Here is an 18,521-nt window from a genome sequence, read left to right as displayed (position 1 = left end):
CATCAGACTATGGCAATACGAACCAATACAAACCCCAGAGCGATGGACTTGCAGCCTGAAATGCGCGACATACTGATGCGCAACGGGCTTCAAGCCCATATCGCATTTGACGGTGGCGGCTACAAGCTGATCGTACAGGGACACGATTCGCCGCTGCTGACCTATCCGATTACCGAGAAACAACTGTTGGCGCTTACGGACTGGGGAACGAACACCGCCAACAAGAAAGCCTACAATGTGCTCACGAGCATCCTTGCAAAGGATTTCTATCTGCCCAAGAACTTTGTCCATGCCCGCAATGCTAACGGACGTGTGGCGATGGGTCTGCACGGCTACCGTATCGGAATGGGTGAATACGGGCGTACAGGCCGTTGGGGGCTGTTTCCTCCCATACTCGGATGGACACCGCGCCAGCAGGGCGGTTTTCATCTGCGCAGGGTCGGCGGACAGCTCTTTTTCCCCGGAGCGCCCATTGTCCCCGAACGTCCTGACGGACGCATGAAGCCCGGCGAGCTGCAGTCCGGAGGCTACGGCTTTTATTACAAGGGAGGACAGCCGGAACAACCCGTACAACCCCGTGATGTCCTGCAGGACTTGCAGGCTGCCATTACACCGATGGTCAGCCGTCCCCGCAGCCAGGAACCTGCCCGCCCGTACAGGGAGCTTGTCGCTTCGCCAGTCTATTTCTCGAACGAAAAATGGTCGGAGTGCCTTGCTTCGCACGGGCTTATTGTCGATGCGGAGAACAGAACCCTGACCGTGCAGTCCGAGAATGTCAACGCGGACATGGTCTATGACCTGACGGAAGAGGAAATCAAAACGCTTACATCGAATTCTCTTGAAGAGCATTCCATTGAGCAACGTCTGGAGCTCCTGAACGGGGTCATTGCCGGAGATTTCGCGGATAAAGTGACCTTGGATGATCTGAACAGTGACAAGCATATCGCCATCGGCCTCCATCCTGAAGTGCACGAGGAACTGGCCGCAAGGCATTACCAGGAATACGCACAGGCGAACGGGCAGACGGAAGACTATGGCAACAGCCTGCAGCTGTCGGATGAGATCGGCGGGCATGGAACCGAGATAAGCCGGATTGCCGTGGAACCCGGACCGGAAGAAGGAAAGTACAGGATGACCGCCGTCATCGACGGGCAGACCTACAGCCACGAGATTACCCAGAAGGAATACGACAAGTTTCTCGCCACGGACGATTACCATCGGACGAAACTTTTCGCGAAGATCTTCAGCGAGGCAGACCTGCGCCCCCGTCCGGAAACAAGCAAAGGACTGGGCATAAAGATTCTTGCGGCCCTTTCAGCAGGTGCCGTGGTGGTTTCCGAGGTCGTGCATAATCTCAGATGCCATCACGGGCCGGAGTGTTATGAGGAACATTACCTTGGGCCGCGTCCTTATTTCAAACCCGGTGTTGACACTCCGAGGGATGTTGCCATCCGGAATTTCGAGGCACAGATGAACCGGGAAATCGGTGATATGAGAATGGGGAGGTAAACTTATGAGGAACGGAGACCTTACATACGATGATTTTCTACAGAGACTGAACATTCAGGACATACTCATTGACGCGGGCTATCATCTGAACAAGCGTGACGGTCTGCGTTATCCGTCGTATGTGCGGATGGACAGCGAAGGCCGTCGTATCCGTGGCGACAAGTTCATCGTGATGCCGAACGGCAAGTGCTGTTTCAAGGCACAGGAACAGAAAGTCTATAACATCATATCCTTCATCAAGGAATACCCGCAGTTTTTTGCGGAATACCGGGCAGGAGTATCTCCGGACCGGCTTGTCAATCTCGTGTGCAACCGGTTGCTGAACCATCCCATCGAGGAACGCAGTACACGGATTATCCAGCCGAAACGGGACGTGAAACCGTTCGACATAACGGATTACGAGATTCACAGGTTCAACCCTCAGGACAGGGATACGCAGAAGAAGTTCTATCCTTTCTTCAAACACCGTGGAATCGACCTCTACACGCAGTATGCCTTCCACCGTGATTTCTACCTGGCGACAAAAGTCCGTGAAGACGGGACCCGATACACGAACCTTGCCTTTCCGATGTCTTTGCCCAAAGACCCGGGGACGGTTGTCGGCCTTGAGGAACGAGGCCGCCCGCGTCCGGACGGCAGCGGCAGTTACAAGGGCAAGGCTGAGGGCAGCAATTCGAGCGAGGGGCTGTGGATAGCCAACCTTAAGGGTGACCTGGATTCCGTCGGCGGAGTGGCATGGTTTGAAAGTGCCTATGACGCGATGGCCTTCTATCAGCTCAACCGGGAACAGATCAAGAGCAACCCGGACCTATCCAGGAAGAGCGTGTATGTATCTACCGGCGGTACCCCTACAGAGGGTCAGATCAAGGGTATGCTTGCCGCCACACCGGAGGCACACCATTACCTCTGTTTCGACAATGATGCCGCCGGACGGCTGTTCGTGGAAAAGTTCAAGGCAATAGCCGGACAGATGAACATTTCCCCGGAAAATATCAGAGAATTTCCCATTCTGCCTTGCTACAAGGACTGGAACGATGCGTTGCTTGGCAAGACCAATCCCGAGTACCTCAAAGAGACCGAGGGGCTGGTCAATCCGATTGAAGTACGGCATTCAGGACAGGACGAGGAAGAACGGCAGACCAGTTATCACAGATAAAACGAAAACATCATGCAGACAGACCGTTTATTCCGCACTCATGTGTTTGTGCCCCACACCGGACAGTTCGTCATCAACGAGCTGCCCTTTCTTGTGTTATGCTGTGCAGGATGGGTCTTTGGCGGAATTGACGGCTTGCCGTTCACGACTCTGTCCATGTGGGTCGCCCTTCTGCTTTCCCTGTTCCTGGTGTACAGGTTCATCTATCTACGACGCATACGCTATCGCATCGGGTCCGAACAGCTCGTGTGCGAGCATGGCATCATCTGGCGTAAGACAGATTATATGGAATTATACCGTATCGTGGACTTCACGGAAAATCAAAGCCTGCTGCAGCAGCTTTGCGGGCTGAAGACGGTGAGCATTTTCTCGATGGACCGGAATACCCCCAGGCTTGATCTGACCGGTATCCGGCGCAGGGATGACATAGTAACACTTGTCCGCGAACGGGTGGAATACAACAAAAGAAAAAAGGGAATATATGAGATCACGAATCATTAACTGGAGTCTGGCCCTCGTTGCCGTCCTGCTTCTGCCGCAGGTGTCCAAAGCCCAGATAGCGGCTTCCAATCCGCTGGAGTGGATTGCTCTGGCGGAGGGCAACGAGCTGATAAACGGCCAGATTGAAAAACAGATCAAGGGACAGACGCAGACGGCACTCCTGCAGAACAGCATCGCCGCCGAATTCAACCGCATCCATGAATGGCAGAAACAGTACAACGGCTACCTGAAGACGGTGAACGGATACGCTTCGTCACTGAAAGCCTGTACGCATCTCTATAACGACGGGGTCCGGATCTTCCTGACTCTGGGTAAACTGGGCAAAGCGATAAAGGACAACCCGCAGGGTATCGTTGCCAGTATGGGCATGAACAACCTTTATATCGAGACGGCCACGGAACTGGTCTCCGTATATACACTGCTGAACGATGCCGTTGCCAAAGGCGGTGAAGAGAATATGCTGACCGGTGCGGAGCGCGGCACTACGCTATGGGCGCTGAATGACAGGCTGTCGGCTTTCAGCCGGAAGCTGCATCTGCTCTACCTGAGCATCCGGTACTATACTTTCAATGATGTATGGAGAAATGTGACGGCAGGTATGCTTGACCGCAACAACGGTGAAGTGGCCCGCATGGCCATGTCACGCTGGCGCCGGGCAGCCTCCCTGACACGATAAAGAATGACGCGATGAAACGGACGATTTTGATAGTTATGCTGCTGACGGGCATCTGTATCGGCAAGATACAGGCACAGAACGATCCGGTTCTGGCCGGAATGATACTGCTCTACACGGACAAGGCGCAGAAAGAGCTGAAAAACCAGGAGAAGGTGATGATGCTGCAGACTACCGGACATATATGGACGAAAGAGGAAGTACAGGCTACGGCCGACCTGCAAAGGGAGTTCAACAAGTATCTGGATTCTTTCCGGTCCATCGTCTGCTACGCCGCACAGATTTATGGCTTTTATCACGAAATCTCAAGGCTGACAGACAATATGGAAGATTTTACCAGGCAGGTTAGCCGGAGCACGACCAACGCATTGGCAGTAGCCCTTTCCACGGAGCGCAACAGGATTTACCGGGAGCTGATGCTTGGCAGTGTGGAAATAGTAAATGACATACGAATGGCCTGTCTTGCGGAAAACAAGATGACGGAAAGGGAACGCATGGAGATAGTCTTCGGGATCAGGCCGAAGCTCAAGCTGATGAACACCAAGCTGCAACGGCTGACCAAGGCCGTGAAATATACGACTATGAGTGACATCTGGTATGAAATCGACGAAGGCGCACGCCCTGTTGCGGACAAACGCGACATTGTGGAAGCCGCCAAACGAAGATGGAAGCAGATCGGAAGAAATGTAAGACCTTAAAAAGAACGAGATATGGGAGTATGGAGTACAATATTGAAGTATGGCGGCAAGGCGGCCAAAGGTACCGGCAAGGCTGTTTTGGCAACCGGGAAAAACGTGGGTGAAGCGGCACTTCATCCGTCGCAGACGTTACGGGGCGCCGGACAAGCCGTCAAGACTGCCGCCGTCGGAGGTGCGATCGGTTATGTCGGCTGGGAAAAGCTGACGACAGACAAGAGCGTGGTGCGCATCGTGAGCGATGCGGTCATCGGAGAACCGGCCACGGATGCCTTGGCAGATACCGCCGAGGATGTACGGGGACTGACGGACAAGGCCGGAGAAGCCGTCGGCACGTTAAGCGGAGCTGTGGCGGGAATAGATTCCAAACTTGACGGGGTATCCAATTTCCTGCGGCAGGCTTCGAGTGGCGGAGGCATGAACATGCTCGGCAATTTTGTCCGTAACCTCGGCCATGGCAACGTATCTGGATTGAGTATCGCGGGCCTTATAGCCGCCGCTTTTCTCATTTTCGGACGTTTCGGGTGGTTGGGCAAGATCGCCGGGGCTTTCCTCGGCATGATGCTCATCGGTAACAATGCCGGCGTCTTCCGTGACACGAACACGGAGAGCGTGGCAAGGACACAGGCTTCCCCCGGCCAGAGCGAGGAACAGACCTATAACGGAGGAATGAGAAGATAACATTATGAACCAATACAGAACGAAATGAAATATACAGAAGAAATGATACTTCACTCCGAGAGCGGCTACTGTATGCCTTTCGAGGAGCCCCAGGGCAAGGAGGTGGAAATGACTCTCGGTTACGGCGAACAGACCGACCCGGGAACGGGCAAGCCGTTTTTCCACCATGGCATTGACTTCAACGCCCGATATTACAGGCTGTCTGCCGTCGCGAGCGGAATCGTGTCAGGGGTCGGCAATGATCCGGTACACGGGATATGCCAGACTATCCGGTACGGGGAATATGAGGTGACATACGGACACCTGTCAAATGTCTTTGCGCAGTTCGGGCAACGCGTGAAAGCCGGTCAGACTGTGGCCTTGAGCGGTGACAGGCTGCACATCGAAGCCCGGTTCAAGGGAGAGGAACTGAACCCGCTGGAGTTCCTGACCATGCTTTACGGCAACATCCGTGCGCTTCGTCAGGCGGGAGGACATGAAACGGCGGCATTCCCGGATCTGGAAATGACCGTGAAGACCGATTACGACAAGGACAAACGGGAAATAGAGGAACTGATGCTGCGTTTCCTGCCGTACTACATGGAGGATCTGCAACGCGGAGCCTACGTGTTGCCCGAGCACACGGAGCAGTCCCTGCGCCACATCTTCACCATGGGGGCGATGAGAGAATATTTCTACGAGAACATGCCGAGCATGGCCAATCCTCTCGGACTGGGACATAAATCCATCCCGCTGGTCAGCAAGGTACAGAACCTGCTCATCGCTGATTTCCTGCATTACCTGGCCCTGCGTCACAACGTGTACCTCTCCACCATGAGCGGAGACATAAAAAAAAACTCCATGACGAAGCCGTAAGCTACAGCGGCATCATAGATCCGCTGGCTGAACTCGACATCGACATCCAGAGCTTCGACATACCGCGTATCGTGTCGGTATATCCGGACCGGGCCGGTGTCCGCTGGTGGACAAAGGCATGGTTCAACAACCGGGAGGAAGGTGAAGCCTCCGTGGAGATAGAGCGTGAACAGGCGATACGCTTCATCCATGACAACATCGAGAAAGACGCATGGCTGGAGGAGTTCTTCCCCAAACAGATGGAAGTGTACCACAATGCGATTGAACAGACAAAAGAACAACTGTTGAAACAGATAAATATGATATAGGATACTTATGGACGGAACTATAAAACAAAGCAGACGATTCGCGGAACTGGAACGTCTTTCGGATGACTATTTCCGTTACCACCTTGCTTCCGTCATGGATGAGACAAGAGATTATCTTGCCCGGAAACAAGGTGAGGAAATGAAGGAATATTCCACCTCCCTTGGCGGGGTTCTCAGCATGATGGCTTCTTCAGCCCAACCTTTGAACGACCCGTACCAGCTGCTCAAAGTTACCGGCGAATGGAACTCCAAGACAACGGAAGATTATGTAGAGATGTGCAAGGAGAAAATCGCCGCTTCGGAAGACATACAGCACGACCTTGCGTATATGGCCGGGCAATGGCGTGATGCAGTCGTGAAGGAAATCGGCCGCGAACGGTACGACGAACTGTCGGAACAGCTTGGCGGCGATCTCGCCTATGCCTACATGGACTATCGTCTGGAACAGCAGATGATAGACAAACTGGTGAAAGACCGTATGCCCAAGTCTTCGGCTGATTATATCATCCGCAAGGCCGCGGAATCAAGCCTGTTCGGCCTGCCGCAGATGTTGAGCCGTTCCCCGCTTGCCGAGGAGATCGAGAAGCGTGGCGAGGCCGCTTACCGGCCGAGCAAGGTCGAGCAGGGTGCGGGATGGCTGTTGGGTGCCTCGGCGGATACCGTCATGCTGGGCGGTGCCGGTTCGTGGGCGGCATTCGCCAGATTCATCGGCGTGGATGCTGCCGTCTCCGCCACCATGGCACATTTGGAGCCGGAAGACCCCAAGTCGATTTCAGTCGAACAATGTATCAGCCAGGGTGTATTCGGCAGCGAACACAATGTGTTTGAAGATTTCCGGCGTGAAGCAGCCACCATGACCGCAGACAAGGACAGTTTCACAGCGACCGCCAATGAGCAGCTGAAGAAACAGATACCGGTCTGCAATTTCAACTTTACGGACTGGATGAAGAAGCAGCAACCGTTCCCGTTCCTGAAAGGCTTGCAGGACAAGCTGAAACAGGAACGGCCGGAACGCTACAAGGATGTGCCGCTGGTCGTCGCACCGGGGCAGGAAGAAGCCTACCTGAAAAGTCTGGAGGAAAAGAAACAAACGGATGCGGAAGAGCCGGAACAGGTACATCAGGAAACGGTACAACCGGAAAAAGAGCCGGAGGTCATGCAGGAAACAGGGGTACATCCCGTGAATGACCTGTCTGAAACGCCGGCATCCAACGGCAACACGGGCGGATGGGAAGATCTGCTCGGCACCCTTGGACTGAGCGGCATGGGAGACATTGCCGGCAATCTCGGTTATGTGATGGCGATGCTGCCGGATATTCTGCTGGGAGTATTTACAGGCAAGACACAGTCCCTGAACATCAAGGACAACCTGCTGCCTATAGCCAGCATAGTGGCCGGTATGTTTGTGCGGAATCCGCTGCTGAAGATGCTCCTTATCGGTCTCGGCGGGGCGAACCTGCTGAACAAGGCCGGGCATGAAGTGCTGCGTGAACGGTCAGAAGGCGAAATGAACACGGCCAATAGAGGCGCAGCCCAATACCGCCATTATCCTGACGAACCGCTCAATCCTCGCATCACGAATCCCGTACTTCAAGGCAACATGCTTGTCGCGACAATTGACCGTGTACCCTGTACTATCCAATTATCGCAGACCGTGACTGACGCTTACCGGGCCGGAGCCTTACCGCTCAACACGCTGGCAAACGCCGTACTCGCCAGAAGCGAACAGCTCCGTCAAAGGGCCTCGGACAATTACGACAACGGACAACAGGAGACTATCGTGCGTACACGAGGTATCCAGTAGCATATAACCCCAAAACATATACTGTATGAAAGAAAAATCCAAAATAGAGAAAAATGCAGAGGAAAGGCAAATCAGTCTGCTTTCCACTGCTTTGGGAGAGGCTTCGAAGGCCAATGGTTACTGGCTCAACGCTTCTGGAAAGAGGTATCCGAGGCTGTACCCGCACGGCGTGTCGGCCAGCCCGTTCAATGCACTGTTCATGGCATTGCATTCCGATCGGAACGGATGCAATACGAACCTGTTCACCTTGTTCAGTGATGCCAAGGCCCGCGGCACGTCGGTACGTGAGCATGAACAGGGTGTGCCGTTCCTGTACTATAACTGGAACAAATATGTCCACAGGAACAATCCTGAAGAGTTCATCAACCGGGGAACCTACCTCACATTGGACGATGAGCAGAAGAAACAATATAAGGGAGTACATAACAGAGAGATACGCACTCTGTTCAATATAGACCAGACGACATTTCCCCATGTGGACGAAGAGGCTTACAGGGCCGTTCTGCAACAGGATGGGAATGCCATGGAACGAGGATATTCGGAGGCAGACACACGGCGTATGCATATCCGGTTCAATGATTTCTTGCTGAAAATGCGTGACAACCTTGTGCCGGTCCGTTACGATGGCAGCGGAATGCCCCATTATGAAACGGACAAAGATGCCGTCTATATGCCCCGCCAAAAGAACTTTGACCATTACAACGATTATGTGCAGGAAACCCTGCGCCAGATAGTGAGTGCAACCGGACATCAGCAGCGGCTTGCCCGCGAGGGAATGGTGATGAAAAACGGTATGCCGCCTTCTGACGATGCCGTCAAACAGGAACGGCTGGTCGTGGAAATAGCATCGGGAATCAAGATGCTGGAGCTGGGACTGCCTGCCCGCTTGTCCGACGAAAGTCTCAGTTTGGTGGAATATTGGGACCGGGAACTCAAAGAGAACCCGAATATGATAGATGCCCTCGAGAGTGACGTGAACAATGCTCTCGAAGTTATCCGTAAAGCGGAACGTGGAGAGAAAATCGAATATGCCACCTTGCGGAACAGGAAACAGACATCTGACATGCAGGACCAGCTGCCCAAGCATTATTTCGTGGCCGATGAGTTACGGAAACGTCCGGACAAGGACAAGAAAACCATTGTCCTTGTCATAGATCCCGTATCAAAGTCGGCTGATGTGATCCTTCCCGCCGGGGCATCACCGGAGGTGGACAACGAGATTCCCGGCATGAACAAAGCCCGTATCGGACGTGCTTTACGTCGGGAAGGCATCGAGACTGTGCGTTTCTTCAATCCGGACGGAGCCTTGGGCTACAGACCTGATGACAAGTATTTTGCCGAGAAGCAGGTCTCTCTGGCACGGTTGAACAACTGGGCCCTGGAAGTGCTTTCGACCCTGAACGTGAGCCCTGCAGTAAAACGGGCCAACGAAGTAGGATTTGACAAGATCCAGATGATTCAGGACGACAAGAACCGATGGGCTCTCTATATAAAGCCGGAGCATCAGAGAGGTTATAGCATATACCCCGACAAGGAAGACATAAACCGCTTCTTTTCCACACTCAAGCAGTCCATGGATAACATAGACAAGGTCCGCATGGAACTGGCTCATAAATATTACGCGCTTGCTGAAATCAAGCCCGACCTGAAAGTCGATCTGTTCAACAGCGGGACACAGGACGTGGACCTGAACCGGATACAGCGTGTGTCCGTGTTCAAAACCAAGCAGGACGGTGTACTGTGTGCCGTAACGATTGACGGGCAGAAACTGCAGCCGCGCAGTGTATCACCGCAACAATGGCAGCGCATGTGGGTGGCGGAAGACCGTGACAGCTACAAACGGCACCTGGCTGCCTCGCTGTTTGCCGATATACTGCAAAAGGGACAGTCGCAGGAGGAACACGCCGGGGAAAAGCAGGAGAAGGAAACCGAGATACGGCAGGGAGAAGCTGTCAGCCGACAGAATGGAGAAGAGCGTACCGTTGAATCCGTCAGTCCGCAGAGAGAGGCTTGGGACAAGATAAAGGCCAAACACCCGGACGCTATCCAGTTTGTAAGAACCGGTGACAACTATACGGCTTATAACGAGGATGCCGTCAAGGTAACGGAAACGCTTGCCTTGAAAATGGAGAAGCACGAGGCTGACATGAAAAAAGGCTTTACGGCTTCCGTGACATTCCCAGTCAGCCAACTCGATACTTTCCTTCAGAAACTTGCGAGAAGCGGTGCAAGAGTGGTGATACGGGATGCAGAAGGACTCGCGGATGCCCGGAACAGAACAACGGGCATAACAGAAAGGACAGCCGGAAACGGCCAGACACGGACTCTCTTTGATACGGCACAGGAGAAACAGTCCGAACGCAGGATTGAGCCGGAGGAAAATGAACAGCGTTCAAGCATGAGGAGGTAATGATATGGCAGGAAAAAATAAAGAATATGCAGACAAGTATGCGGAGTACGCCATGGAGCAGATGCGCCGGTATGGCATCCCCGCTTCGGTAACACTTGCACAAGGAATCCTTGAGAGTTCCAACGGACAGAGTGAACTGGCCCGCAAGGAAAACAATCATTTCGGCATCAAGGCCACACAGTCATGGATTGCGGAAGGCGGCCGGTACAGCCTGTATTCGGATGACAAGCCGAACGAGAAATTCTGCAGCTATGATAACGTAGGAGACTCCTATGAACACCATTCGAGGTTCCTTAAGGAGAACAGCCGCTACGCGGAATGTTTCAATCTCCGTCCCGATGACTACAAAGGATGGACGGAAGGTATAGCCAAAGCCGGTTACGCGACCGGGGGCAACTATGCCGGGACTCTGCAGAAGATCATCGAGCAGAACGGCCTGGACAAATACGACCGTCAGGTCATGCAGGAAATGGCCGCGCAGGGCAAGCAGTTCGGTCTGGAAAGCAATCCTCTCCAGGAGAAAGAAAAGGCAGAAGCCTATTCATTTCCGGTGGAACGCAAGGAATTTCTCTTTGTCACTTCCGCTTTCGGAATGCGTCAGGACCCGATGGACAAAGAAAAGCAGCAGATGCACAAGGGGCTTGACATACGATGCAAAGGCGATGCGGTGCTGGCCACGGAAAACGGCGGAAAGGTCGTTTCGGTAAACGGCAATGCCAACTCTGCCGGAGGCAAGAGTGTAACCGTCGAATACAGCCGCCCGGATGGAAGCAAGGTGCAGTGTACCTATATGCACCTTGGCGATATCGCAGTCAAGGCGGGAGACAGTGTCAAGGCAGGACAACGCCTTGGAACCTCGGGCAACACGGGGACACGGACCACGGGAGAGCACCTGCATTTCGGGGTGGTGAACATCCATTCGGACGGGACGCGCCGTGACATCGACCCGGCTGCATATCTGGCCGAGATTGCGCAGAAAGGCAATATCAAGCAGCAGGTGCTGTACAACGGCAATGACCTGCTCGCGAAATACCGTAGTACGGAAGAACCGAAAATCGAGAAACCTCTTTCTACCGAAGACTGGATGAAAAAGCTGCTGTCCTCGGAGGACAGTGGCGTCGGCTTGTCCGGATGCAATGACCCTGTCATGGAGATGGCCATGACGGCCTTTACCTCACTGATGGTGCTGGCCGTTCAGATTGACAGCAAGAACGAGGAAGAGCAGAAAGCCGCCGTTTCGGGGGCCATGGATAGCGGAAAGATCGACTTGAAACCACTGCTGCCTGACATGAAAAGCTGTAGTCTGACCATGAAAGAGAACGGGAAAGCCGTCCTTCAGGCGGATAACGGCGAACAGCATATATCGCGCGAGTTGAGTTCCGCAGAATTGAGCCGGCTGTCGGCCGTGCTGAACAACAGTAGCCTTACGGATGAAGCCAAGCGGATGCGCGTGACGGGATTGCTGAATACTGCCATCCTTTCGGAAATGGCTTCACAGAATTTCGAACAGGGCATGTCCGAGCAGCGAGGACAAACGGAAAATCTGAAAAGATGAAGCATGGCGATATGATAAAATGCGTGATGATACAGCTATGCAAGTATCTGGCAGGATTATCCTACCTGGCTTTGTATGTCCTGTCCTGCTACAAGCTGTTTGGCTTGACGGCAACATTCCTTATCGTGGGAGTGCAGCTGCTCGTTGCCGGATGGCTTGTCTGGGCGATGATCCGTGCGCCCGATTAGAATATGCTCTCAGACCTTCAACATCAATATAACCAGCATTTGCCGGATGATATGTACCATTCTAAAAACAAAACGAGTTATGATTAAATGTAATGTTACTGTATGCGGTATTATCAACCGCGATGCTACTACACGCACAAACAAGGAGGGAAAACCGTTTTTTACGTTCCCTCTCCAGATAATGGTTCCTGCAACTGACGGTCAGGAAAAGCCTGTCGAGATCGATGTGAGCAAAGATGGCGGTCAGGAGGAAGCCTCCTGCTACAGGAAAGGCTCACGTGTCGAGATTGACGGTACGATGTACCTGAAGCACAGGGGCGACAGGACCTATTTCAACCTTTTCGCAAACGAGATCCGCGATGTGGCTGCCGATGCGGCCAATACTCTCAAAGGAGAGATGGTTTTCTGTGGAAAGGTCGGAAAGAACATCGAGGAAAAGAAGGACAAGAAAGACCAGTCCTACACGATGTTCTCGGCATTCAGCACGGAGAAAGTCGCTGACGGCTTTGAGTACCAATGGGTACGTTTCTTCTGCTTCAACAGGCAGCGTGAAGAATGGCTCCAGCCTGGTGTGAAGATCGATGCCAAGGGCGAGATGGGCCTGACTGTCCATAACGGTAAGCCTAATGTATCCTGCCGTGTAGAGGAACTTACACAATGTGTCGCAGATTCGTCTAACTCCAATCAGTAACGGTTATGGCAGGCTACAGGAGACAAAATACAGATGGGCCGAACAGCGAAGACAAGGCTCTCGACCTCTTTGCGGAAATGATGATTGAAAAGCTGGAGACTATCAGCAAGGACTGGAAGAAGCCCTGGTTCACCGAGGGCAGCCTTCAGTGGCCACGCAATCTGTCCGGACGCGAATACAACGGTATGAATGCGCTTATGCTCATGCTGCACTGCGAAAAGGAAGGATACACTATTCCGAGATTCTGCACATTTGATTGCGTGCAGAGACTGAACAAACCGGGCAAGAACGGCGAGGAACTGCCGAGGGTATCGGTACTGAAAGGCGAGAAATCGTTTCCCGTCATGCTGACCACATTTACCTGCATCCACAAGGAGACCAAGGAGAAGATCAAGTATGACGATTACAAAAACTTGTCCGAGGACGAAAAGAAAGAGTATAACGTGTATCCCAAGATGCAGGTATTCCGCGTGTTCAACGTCGCCCAGACGAATCTGAAAGAGGCTCGTCCTGAACTGTGGGAGAAGCTGGAAAAGGAAAACGGCCGTCCATTCGTCCATGAAGGTGAAATGTTCAGCTTCGAACCGGTGGAGAGGATGATACGCGACAATCTATGGATATGTCCCATCAACGTGAAACATCAGGATGATGCCTTTTATTCGATTAGCAAGAATGAAATCACCGTACCGGAGAAGGTGCAGTTCAAGGACGGGGAAGCATTCTACGGAACACTGTTCCATGAGATGGGACATTCGACTGGAGCGGAAGGTGTGCTAAACCGTTTCCAACCGACCTCTTTCGGTTCAAAGGAGTATAGCGATGAAGAACTTGTGGCCGAATTGTGCGGTGCATTGATCTCCCAACGCTACGGAATGGCCAAACATATAAAAGAGGACAGTTGTCCGTATCTGAAATCGTGGCTGGATAACCTGAAGGAGTCACCCCAGTACATTAAGACCGTACTTATGGACGTGAAGAAGGCATCATCCATGATCACGCAGAAAATAGACCAGATAGCCAGGGATATAGAAAGGGAAAAGACCGAAAATCAGGAACGGACGGAAACCCCGAAGGAAAAGGTATATTATGCTTCTGTAGCCTATCTGCAAATGGCGGACGATACCAACCGACTTGACGCACTGAAAGACAAAGGGGACTACAACGGGCTGCTCACTCTTGCGAAAGAGTATTACGACGGGAACGGAATGGATGAACAGTACACCTATGCCTCTCCTTTGCAGAACCGTGGCGATGACCTGCTGATTGAAGACCAGCATTTCGCTGTCGTGTATAACGGTAGTGTAGGAGGAACTTATGACGTGATGCTGAAATACACCGAACAGGAAGTACGAGACCATATCCGAAGATATGGAGTTGACAGGGCCAGCGAGGATGTGAAGGCATTGGCGAGGGAGATGGCTGCAGAACAGTTTGCGGAAATGACGCGGCACAAGATGCCGGTCTTCGAAATGCCGAACGGTGACGTGCTGCATGTCAATTACAACAGGGACAGGGACTCGCTGGATGTGGGGACGATGACCAACGCGGGCATGACCGTGAAGCATCATTACCCTTATGACCACAACATGACACTGGATGCCAATCTCCAGGGCGTGAATGAGCAACTGAACGACCTGGAAGAATACAGGGAGGAACAGCAGGAGGCCGAATATAGCGGTGGAATGCGACGATGAATGAAAAGGATTTGGGGCTGGTGTGAATGCCAGCCCCTTTGCTATACAATAATCATTTTCAGGTTACGACATACGTAACAGTGCAGGTTAATTTAGATGATATAATTCTATTGCTCATCACTACTTCTTGAGTTCCAGTATATATATTTGTTTTTCCGAATTGTCATTAAACTCACACTCTGTAAAATCACCGAATTTATGGACAACATTAAATCCCGCTTGATGAAGATATGAATTTAACTCTTGTGGAAAGAACAGTCTCATGTCCATATTCTGGACTGAGTGAAATGCACCGTCAATAAAATACTGCCACTTTATACGATTGATTTGAGATGCACTTTCGTAATGCATACTTTGTCTTATCAATACACTTCTTCCATCATTTGTAGTATATTCAGCCATAACATGTTGTTCCCGTTCGTTTTCGACAATATATTGGATATTGGGATTGAAGCAGTCCAATAAAAACAAACCGTTATCTTTCAGGTGTTTTTTTACAGTGTTCAACGCCTCAAACAAATCTTCATTTTTATACAGATGATGAATAGAATTGAAAGGAATAAAAATAAGATCGAATTTCTCTCCCAAGTTTAGTTCTCTTATATCCGCTTCAATGAAATCTATTTTTAATCCGGCTTGAAGCGCTTTTTCCTTTGCCCGTTCAAGCATGGATGAAGTATAATCAACGCCCTTAATGTCATAGCCATCCTTTGCTATTGGAATCGTAAGTCTTCCCGTTCCACAGCAAAGTTCAAGTATTTTGGCCTCTTTATTTTTGGGTAACCATTTTTTGTAAAACTCTAAATCGGACAGAAATTTATTCAGTCCATCATAAATATCTGCATCATAGATAAAATCTCCGACTTTATAATCTGTATTCATATTCCTTGATTTCTTTATTGATTGCAGGTGCATTATAATGCTTATCTGCAAACAGATTTTTCAATGTTGTTTTTTGCTCGTAGCAAGAGTGTTTTGCAAATTAAATTGTGGAACGGTTTGATTATGGCAAAATAACATTTTCCAAAACGATTATGGAATCTGACTTTTGTACTTACAGATATGCGTTGACTGTCACATTCCACACGCCCAGTCATAAAAGCAATTTCCAAATCAAGATGCTTGTCATTTTTGCTTATAGTTGCCAAATTCTCAGTCTCAATATGCACCAAATCCGATAAATCTTTTCCTCTTTTTAGTCCAAAAGGCTTCATAATGGCATTACGAATTTTCATCAATAGGGTTATCCACTTTGGTGCAGAAAAGAACAGCCCAGACAACTCTGCAGCATTTATAAATCTTGCAGTATGGACTATATCACTAAACTCATCTGTATAATTGTAACTCTTATTGTTTCTCATAATTCATTATCTCAACAGTTTACATTTTTGATTTTCACCGTTTAATTACAAAGTTCGCTATAATTTATGATATTGCGTCCTTTTTGAGGGACAATTAACAAGATAAGCAATATAGAAAAGCCAAGAAAAAGCTATAAGAGGAATACAACGATTGAGAAAAGGATTTGGGGCTGGTGTGATGCCAGCCCCTTGTCATTGTTCGCTATGTTGGAAATATTCTTTCCAGTTTTCTTCATCTATTGTCAATTTCCCCATTTCCCAATCATATTCCACTTCCGGCATGTTGGAGTAAGGGAAATGCACGGTGTAGCCGATTTGGCCATAGGAACAGTGCAATGGTGTAACGCAAATCTCCTGACCGAAATAAGTCTGAGGCGTACAGTATCTCCGCCAGTTAAAACGTCCGGCAGCTATATTACGGCAAAGCAATTTAAGAACCGCTGTGCTTTTCCTGCCTTGAAAATCTTTTCTGCAAGTCTTCATGTTACTATTTTACTTATTTACTATTCTACTATTTTACTACTTTACTAAAATACTAATGTGCTACTTTGTAGTATATTTCAGGGGCACTTGACACATTGTAAATATAACTGCCACAACGCACAAGCAGGGCGTCCCGTCCATAATAGGCTTTTTTCATTCCACTGATGCTTCCTGACTTGTGAAAATTGGGAAAACTGCTGATGCCAACTTTTTTTGCATCCTGACTATGGAGTGTTTTTGTCTTCATTGTAATACTTTCGATTGCTGTACTTCATTAAATGAGTTGGGTGAAACCACCCGCATGGTAGCGGGTGGCTATACGACATATACCGTCAGAAGTGATAATCAATGACGCCTCCGACATAGAGCAAAGTGCCGGGTTCAAGAGAGCTGACAAACAGCATGAACTCAAAGGATGGCTCGGCAAATGACTGGCATCCGTCTCCATTCAGATAAAAATGATAGCCGGTATCCAGCGGATTATCTATTGCCTGCTTGAGGTAATATGTAGAACTCCACTCAAACATATTTTCGACAGTAATGGCGTCCGCTTTCTTCCGGATTTCTGCAACATACTTCTCTTTCCATTGTTCCATGCCATCACCTGTATAACGTATCGTGTCTTCCGATACAAGTTCGAACATTCCTTTCGGCAGGATGGAATTGACTAAATTGGTTATCTCTTCCTTGCGCTCTTCATCGCTGATGTCGGCACAATAATCGTAAAAACTGTTGTCGCCCTGATTGAGGGTGTCTTCGTTCAGATAGTTTTCCTTGTCTATCTGCGTTGTTGAAATTTGAAAAACTCTGCTGTGCATAATTCTGAATTTTAAGTTGTTGTTTTTATTTCCCTTTTCTTGAAGCCTTTCGGCCTTCTTGTCAGGGAATGATTTTTATGCAGGACAGACAGCGAGCATAGGACGAACAAGACAAGTAAACAGTGGACAGGATAAAGCGGAATACCCAAATCTATGATTTGCGGAAGGCTGCCGTGAATATCCGGGAACCGTTAGCATAGCGGTACTTGGCGACCGTCCGTCGCTGTACCTTCGCATATAAAATCTCTCCGACAAGAAAGTGCCGGCAGGTAGGAAATCATATATTTCTTACAAGAGGAATAACCTGGCCGAATATAAAGGGTATGCACCTCCAGCGCAGTTTTGTAAAACAGGCTGTCTATAAAAGCATAGAAAAGACTCCCGAACAAATAATGCTCGGGAATCATTTGCTGATGTCGGATTGAATTAGTTTACTATTTGAAATTCATGCAGGTAGCAGAAGGCATCTTCGCTCTTGCTTTGCCAGCGTTCGTCAAGTGCCTTGACATCCTCTGCTGACTTTATCGGCTCTCCGCATTTTTCTTCAAGCCAAGCGAACGCATCTTCTTGGGTCTCGAAATATTCACTGAGATACTCTTCCTCTGGGGAACATGCGTCCAAGAAGAACCTGTCACTGAAATATGTACCAAATTCATCGTTTGTTTCATATACTTCCATGCCTGGCTCTTCCGCCTGAAAGTAATAGCGAAGATTGGGGAACGCTTCCCTCACAAGGTCAAATGTCTCACTGCATGGGGCCCACGCTGTTTCTGTTGAAAACTTCAATACATCACCGTCCATTTCAAGTCCGTTCCAAGAGCCACGGCAACGTACATCGTTCCAATCCTTACCCAAAGCATCCACGAGACATCCCAGCCAAGTAGTCCCAAATCCGTTTTCTACTGAAGGTGTCTTACGTTCTTCCAGTCCTTTCATCAACTCATACAGTTGCTTCACTTCTTTTGCGTCGCCATCTATCACATACGCAGTACTGCACCAATTCGGCATAATCGTAATAATTTAATTGTTGAACATTGTTTTTGTTTTCCCTCTTATCGAAGCTCTTCCGGCTTCTTGTAGGGGAATGATTTTTATGCAGGACAGACAGCGAGCATAGGACGAACAAGACAAGTAAACAG

20 protein-coding genes are annotated in these 18,521 nt (G+C 50.1%); 14 read left to right on the top strand and 6 right to left on the bottom strand.

Features of this window, described 5'->3' with window-relative positions:
- Window positions 1-9: 9 nt before the first annotated feature.
- The 14 genes from DXA54_RS16710 (at window position 10) to DXA54_RS16645 (ending at window position 14,720) form a co-directional block, all read left to right on the top strand.
- Window positions 10-1,509, top strand: a complete 1,500-nt coding sequence (locus tag DXA54_RS16710; protein ID WP_117976835.1) for a hypothetical protein — start codon at window positions 10-12, stop codon at window positions 1,507-1,509.
- 4 nt (window positions 1,510-1,513) lie between these two features.
- Window positions 1,514-2,665: a toprim domain-containing protein gene (locus tag DXA54_RS16705; protein ID WP_005807184.1), complete on the top strand. Its 1,152-nt coding sequence runs from the start codon at window positions 1,514-1,516 to the stop codon at window positions 2,663-2,665.
- Window positions 2,666-2,677: 12 nt separating this feature from the next.
- A complete protein-coding gene (locus DXA54_RS16700) occupies window positions 2,678-3,166 on the top strand; it encodes a PH domain-containing protein (RefSeq protein WP_120080096.1) in 489 nt (162 codons plus the stop codon).
- On the top strand, window positions 3,147-3,842 hold the full coding sequence (locus tag DXA54_RS16695) for a hypothetical protein (RefSeq protein ID WP_120080094.1): 696 nt from the start codon (window positions 3,147-3,149) through the stop codon (window positions 3,840-3,842). The genes DXA54_RS16700 and DXA54_RS16695 overlap by 20 nt, the downstream gene beginning before the upstream one ends.
- A gap of 11 nt (window positions 3,843-3,853) precedes the next feature.
- Window positions 3,854-4,537: a hypothetical protein gene (locus DXA54_RS16690; protein ID WP_120080092.1), complete on the top strand. Its 684-nt coding sequence runs from the start codon at window positions 3,854-3,856 to the stop codon at window positions 4,535-4,537.
- A 12-nt stretch (window positions 4,538-4,549) separates the two neighbouring features.
- On the top strand, window positions 4,550-5,215 hold the full coding sequence (locus tag DXA54_RS16685) for a hypothetical protein (protein WP_008781610.1): 666 nt from the start codon (window positions 4,550-4,552) through the stop codon (window positions 5,213-5,215).
- A 24-nt stretch (window positions 5,216-5,239) separates the two neighbouring features.
- A complete protein-coding gene (locus DXA54_RS16680; protein WP_071148960.1) occupies window positions 5,240-6,070 on the top strand; it encodes a M23 family metallopeptidase in 831 nt (276 codons plus the stop codon).
- A gap of 23 nt (window positions 6,071-6,093) precedes the next feature.
- Window positions 6,094-6,378 carry a hypothetical protein gene (locus tag DXA54_RS16675; RefSeq protein ID WP_025068803.1) on the top strand — a complete coding sequence of 95 codons (285 nt, stop codon included), beginning with the start codon at window positions 6,094-6,096 and terminating at the stop codon, window positions 6,376-6,378.
- Window positions 6,379-6,385: 7 nt separating this feature from the next.
- Complete coding sequence (locus tag DXA54_RS16670) at window positions 6,386-8,182, top strand: hypothetical protein (RefSeq protein WP_005807190.1); 1,797 nt, start codon at window positions 6,386-6,388, stop codon at window positions 8,180-8,182.
- Between the two features lie 25 nt (window positions 8,183-8,207).
- Window positions 8,208-10,592 carry a zincin-like metallopeptidase domain-containing protein gene (locus DXA54_RS16665; RefSeq protein ID WP_005816000.1) on the top strand — a complete coding sequence of 795 codons (2,385 nt, stop codon included), beginning with the start codon at window positions 8,208-8,210 and terminating at the stop codon, window positions 10,590-10,592.
- A 4-nt stretch (window positions 10,593-10,596) separates the two neighbouring features.
- Window positions 10,597-12,147 (top strand): glucosaminidase domain-containing protein, encoded by a 1,551-nt coding sequence (locus tag DXA54_RS16660; RefSeq protein ID WP_120080090.1) that lies wholly within the window; start codon window positions 10,597-10,599, stop codon window positions 12,145-12,147.
- A complete protein-coding gene (locus tag DXA54_RS16655) occupies window positions 12,144-12,335 on the top strand; it encodes a hypothetical protein (RefSeq protein WP_005815998.1) in 192 nt (63 codons plus the stop codon). Before DXA54_RS16660 ends, DXA54_RS16655 begins: the two co-directional genes overlap by 4 nt.
- Before the next feature lie 79 nt (window positions 12,336-12,414).
- Entirely contained in the window at window positions 12,415-13,026 is a 612-nt protein-coding gene (locus tag DXA54_RS16650) for a hypothetical protein (RefSeq protein WP_007215964.1), read from the top strand.
- A gap of 5 nt (window positions 13,027-13,031) precedes the next feature.
- Complete coding sequence (locus DXA54_RS16645) at window positions 13,032-14,720, top strand: zincin-like metallopeptidase domain-containing protein (RefSeq protein ID WP_117707123.1); 1,689 nt, start codon at window positions 13,032-13,034, stop codon at window positions 14,718-14,720.
- A gap of 120 nt (window positions 14,721-14,840) precedes the next feature.
- On the opposite strand, the gene DXA54_RS16640 is transcribed toward DXA54_RS16645, so the two are convergent.
- The 6 genes from DXA54_RS16640 to DXA54_RS16610 form a co-directional block, all read right to left on the bottom strand.
- Window positions 14,841-15,602: a class I SAM-dependent methyltransferase gene (locus DXA54_RS16640; protein WP_021891532.1), complete on the bottom strand. Its 762-nt coding sequence runs from the start codon at window positions 15,600-15,602 to the stop codon at window positions 14,841-14,843.
- A gap of 41 nt (window positions 15,603-15,643) precedes the next feature.
- Window positions 15,644-16,081: a DUF2867 domain-containing protein gene (locus DXA54_RS16635; protein WP_068690227.1), complete on the bottom strand. Its 438-nt coding sequence runs from the start codon at window positions 16,079-16,081 to the stop codon at window positions 15,644-15,646.
- Between the two features lie 192 nt (window positions 16,082-16,273).
- Window positions 16,274-16,564 carry a hypothetical protein gene (locus DXA54_RS16630; RefSeq protein ID WP_117991239.1) on the bottom strand — a complete coding sequence of 97 codons (291 nt, stop codon included), beginning with the start codon at window positions 16,562-16,564 and terminating at the stop codon, window positions 16,274-16,276.
- Window positions 16,565-16,616: 52 nt separating this feature from the next.
- Window positions 16,617-16,811: a hypothetical protein gene (locus DXA54_RS16625; protein WP_005815990.1), complete on the bottom strand. Its 195-nt coding sequence runs from the start codon at window positions 16,809-16,811 to the stop codon at window positions 16,617-16,619.
- An 85-nt stretch (window positions 16,812-16,896) separates the two neighbouring features.
- Window positions 16,897-17,382, bottom strand: coding sequence for a hypothetical protein (locus tag DXA54_RS16620; protein WP_005807200.1), 486 nt, complete (start codon window positions 17,380-17,382; stop codon window positions 16,897-16,899).
- Window positions 17,383-17,808: 426 nt separating this feature from the next.
- Entirely contained in the window at window positions 17,809-18,390 is a 582-nt protein-coding gene (locus tag DXA54_RS16610; RefSeq protein ID WP_005807206.1) for a hypothetical protein, read from the bottom strand.
- Between the last annotated feature and the right edge of the window lie 131 nt (window positions 18,391-18,521).

It is taken from the genome of Bacteroides sp. OF03-11BH, assembly GCF_003604005.1.
GTDB lineage: Bacteria > Bacteroidota > Bacteroidia > Bacteroidales > Bacteroidaceae > Bacteroides > Bacteroides ovatus.
Note: the sequence above shows the minus strand (reverse complement) of the source record. Positions and strands in the feature narration are given on the sequence as shown.

Coding starts and splice junctions, on each gene's coding strand:
- DXA54_RS16710 (WP_117976835.1), top strand. CDS start 10: ATGGCAATACGAACCAATACAAACCCCAGAGCGATGGACTTGCAGCCT.
- DXA54_RS16705 (WP_005807184.1), top strand. CDS start 1,514: ATGAGGAACGGAGACCTTACATACGATGATTTTCTACAGAGACTGAAC.
- DXA54_RS16700 (WP_120080096.1), top strand. CDS start 2,678: ATGCAGACAGACCGTTTATTCCGCACTCATGTGTTTGTGCCCCACACC.
- DXA54_RS16695 (WP_120080094.1), top strand. CDS start 3,147: ATGAGATCACGAATCATTAACTGGAGTCTGGCCCTCGTTGCCGTCCTG.
- DXA54_RS16690 (WP_120080092.1), top strand. CDS start 3,854: ATGAAACGGACGATTTTGATAGTTATGCTGCTGACGGGCATCTGTATC.
- DXA54_RS16685 (WP_008781610.1), top strand. CDS start 4,550: ATGGGAGTATGGAGTACAATATTGAAGTATGGCGGCAAGGCGGCCAAA.
- DXA54_RS16680 (WP_071148960.1), top strand. CDS start 5,240: ATGAAATATACAGAAGAAATGATACTTCACTCCGAGAGCGGCTACTGT.
- DXA54_RS16670 (WP_005807190.1), top strand. CDS start 6,386: ATGGACGGAACTATAAAACAAAGCAGACGATTCGCGGAACTGGAACGT.
- DXA54_RS16665 (WP_005816000.1), top strand. CDS start 8,208: ATGAAAGAAAAATCCAAAATAGAGAAAAATGCAGAGGAAAGGCAAATC.
- DXA54_RS16660 (WP_120080090.1), top strand. CDS start 10,597: ATGGCAGGAAAAAATAAAGAATATGCAGACAAGTATGCGGAGTACGCC.
- DXA54_RS16655 (WP_005815998.1), top strand. CDS start 12,144: ATGAAGCATGGCGATATGATAAAATGCGTGATGATACAGCTATGCAAG.
- DXA54_RS16650 (WP_007215964.1), top strand. CDS start 12,415: ATGATTAAATGTAATGTTACTGTATGCGGTATTATCAACCGCGATGCT.
- DXA54_RS16645 (WP_117707123.1), top strand. CDS start 13,032: ATGGCAGGCTACAGGAGACAAAATACAGATGGGCCGAACAGCGAAGAC.
- DXA54_RS16640 (WP_021891532.1), bottom strand. CDS start 15,602: ATGAATACAGATTATAAAGTCGGAGATTTTATCTATGATGCAGATATT.
- DXA54_RS16635 (WP_068690227.1), bottom strand. CDS start 16,081: ATGAGAAACAATAAGAGTTACAATTATACAGATGAGTTTAGTGATATA.
- DXA54_RS16630 (WP_117991239.1), bottom strand. CDS start 16,564: ATGAAGACTTGCAGAAAAGATTTTCAAGGCAGGAAAAGCACAGCGGTT.
- DXA54_RS16625 (WP_005815990.1), bottom strand. CDS start 16,811: ATGAAGACAAAAACACTCCATAGTCAGGATGCAAAAAAAGTTGGCATC.
- DXA54_RS16620 (WP_005807200.1), bottom strand. CDS start 17,382: ATGCACAGCAGAGTTTTTCAAATTTCAACAACGCAGATAGACAAGGAA.
- DXA54_RS16610 (WP_005807206.1), bottom strand. CDS start 18,390: ATGCCGAATTGGTGCAGTACTGCGTATGTGATAGATGGCGACGCAAAA.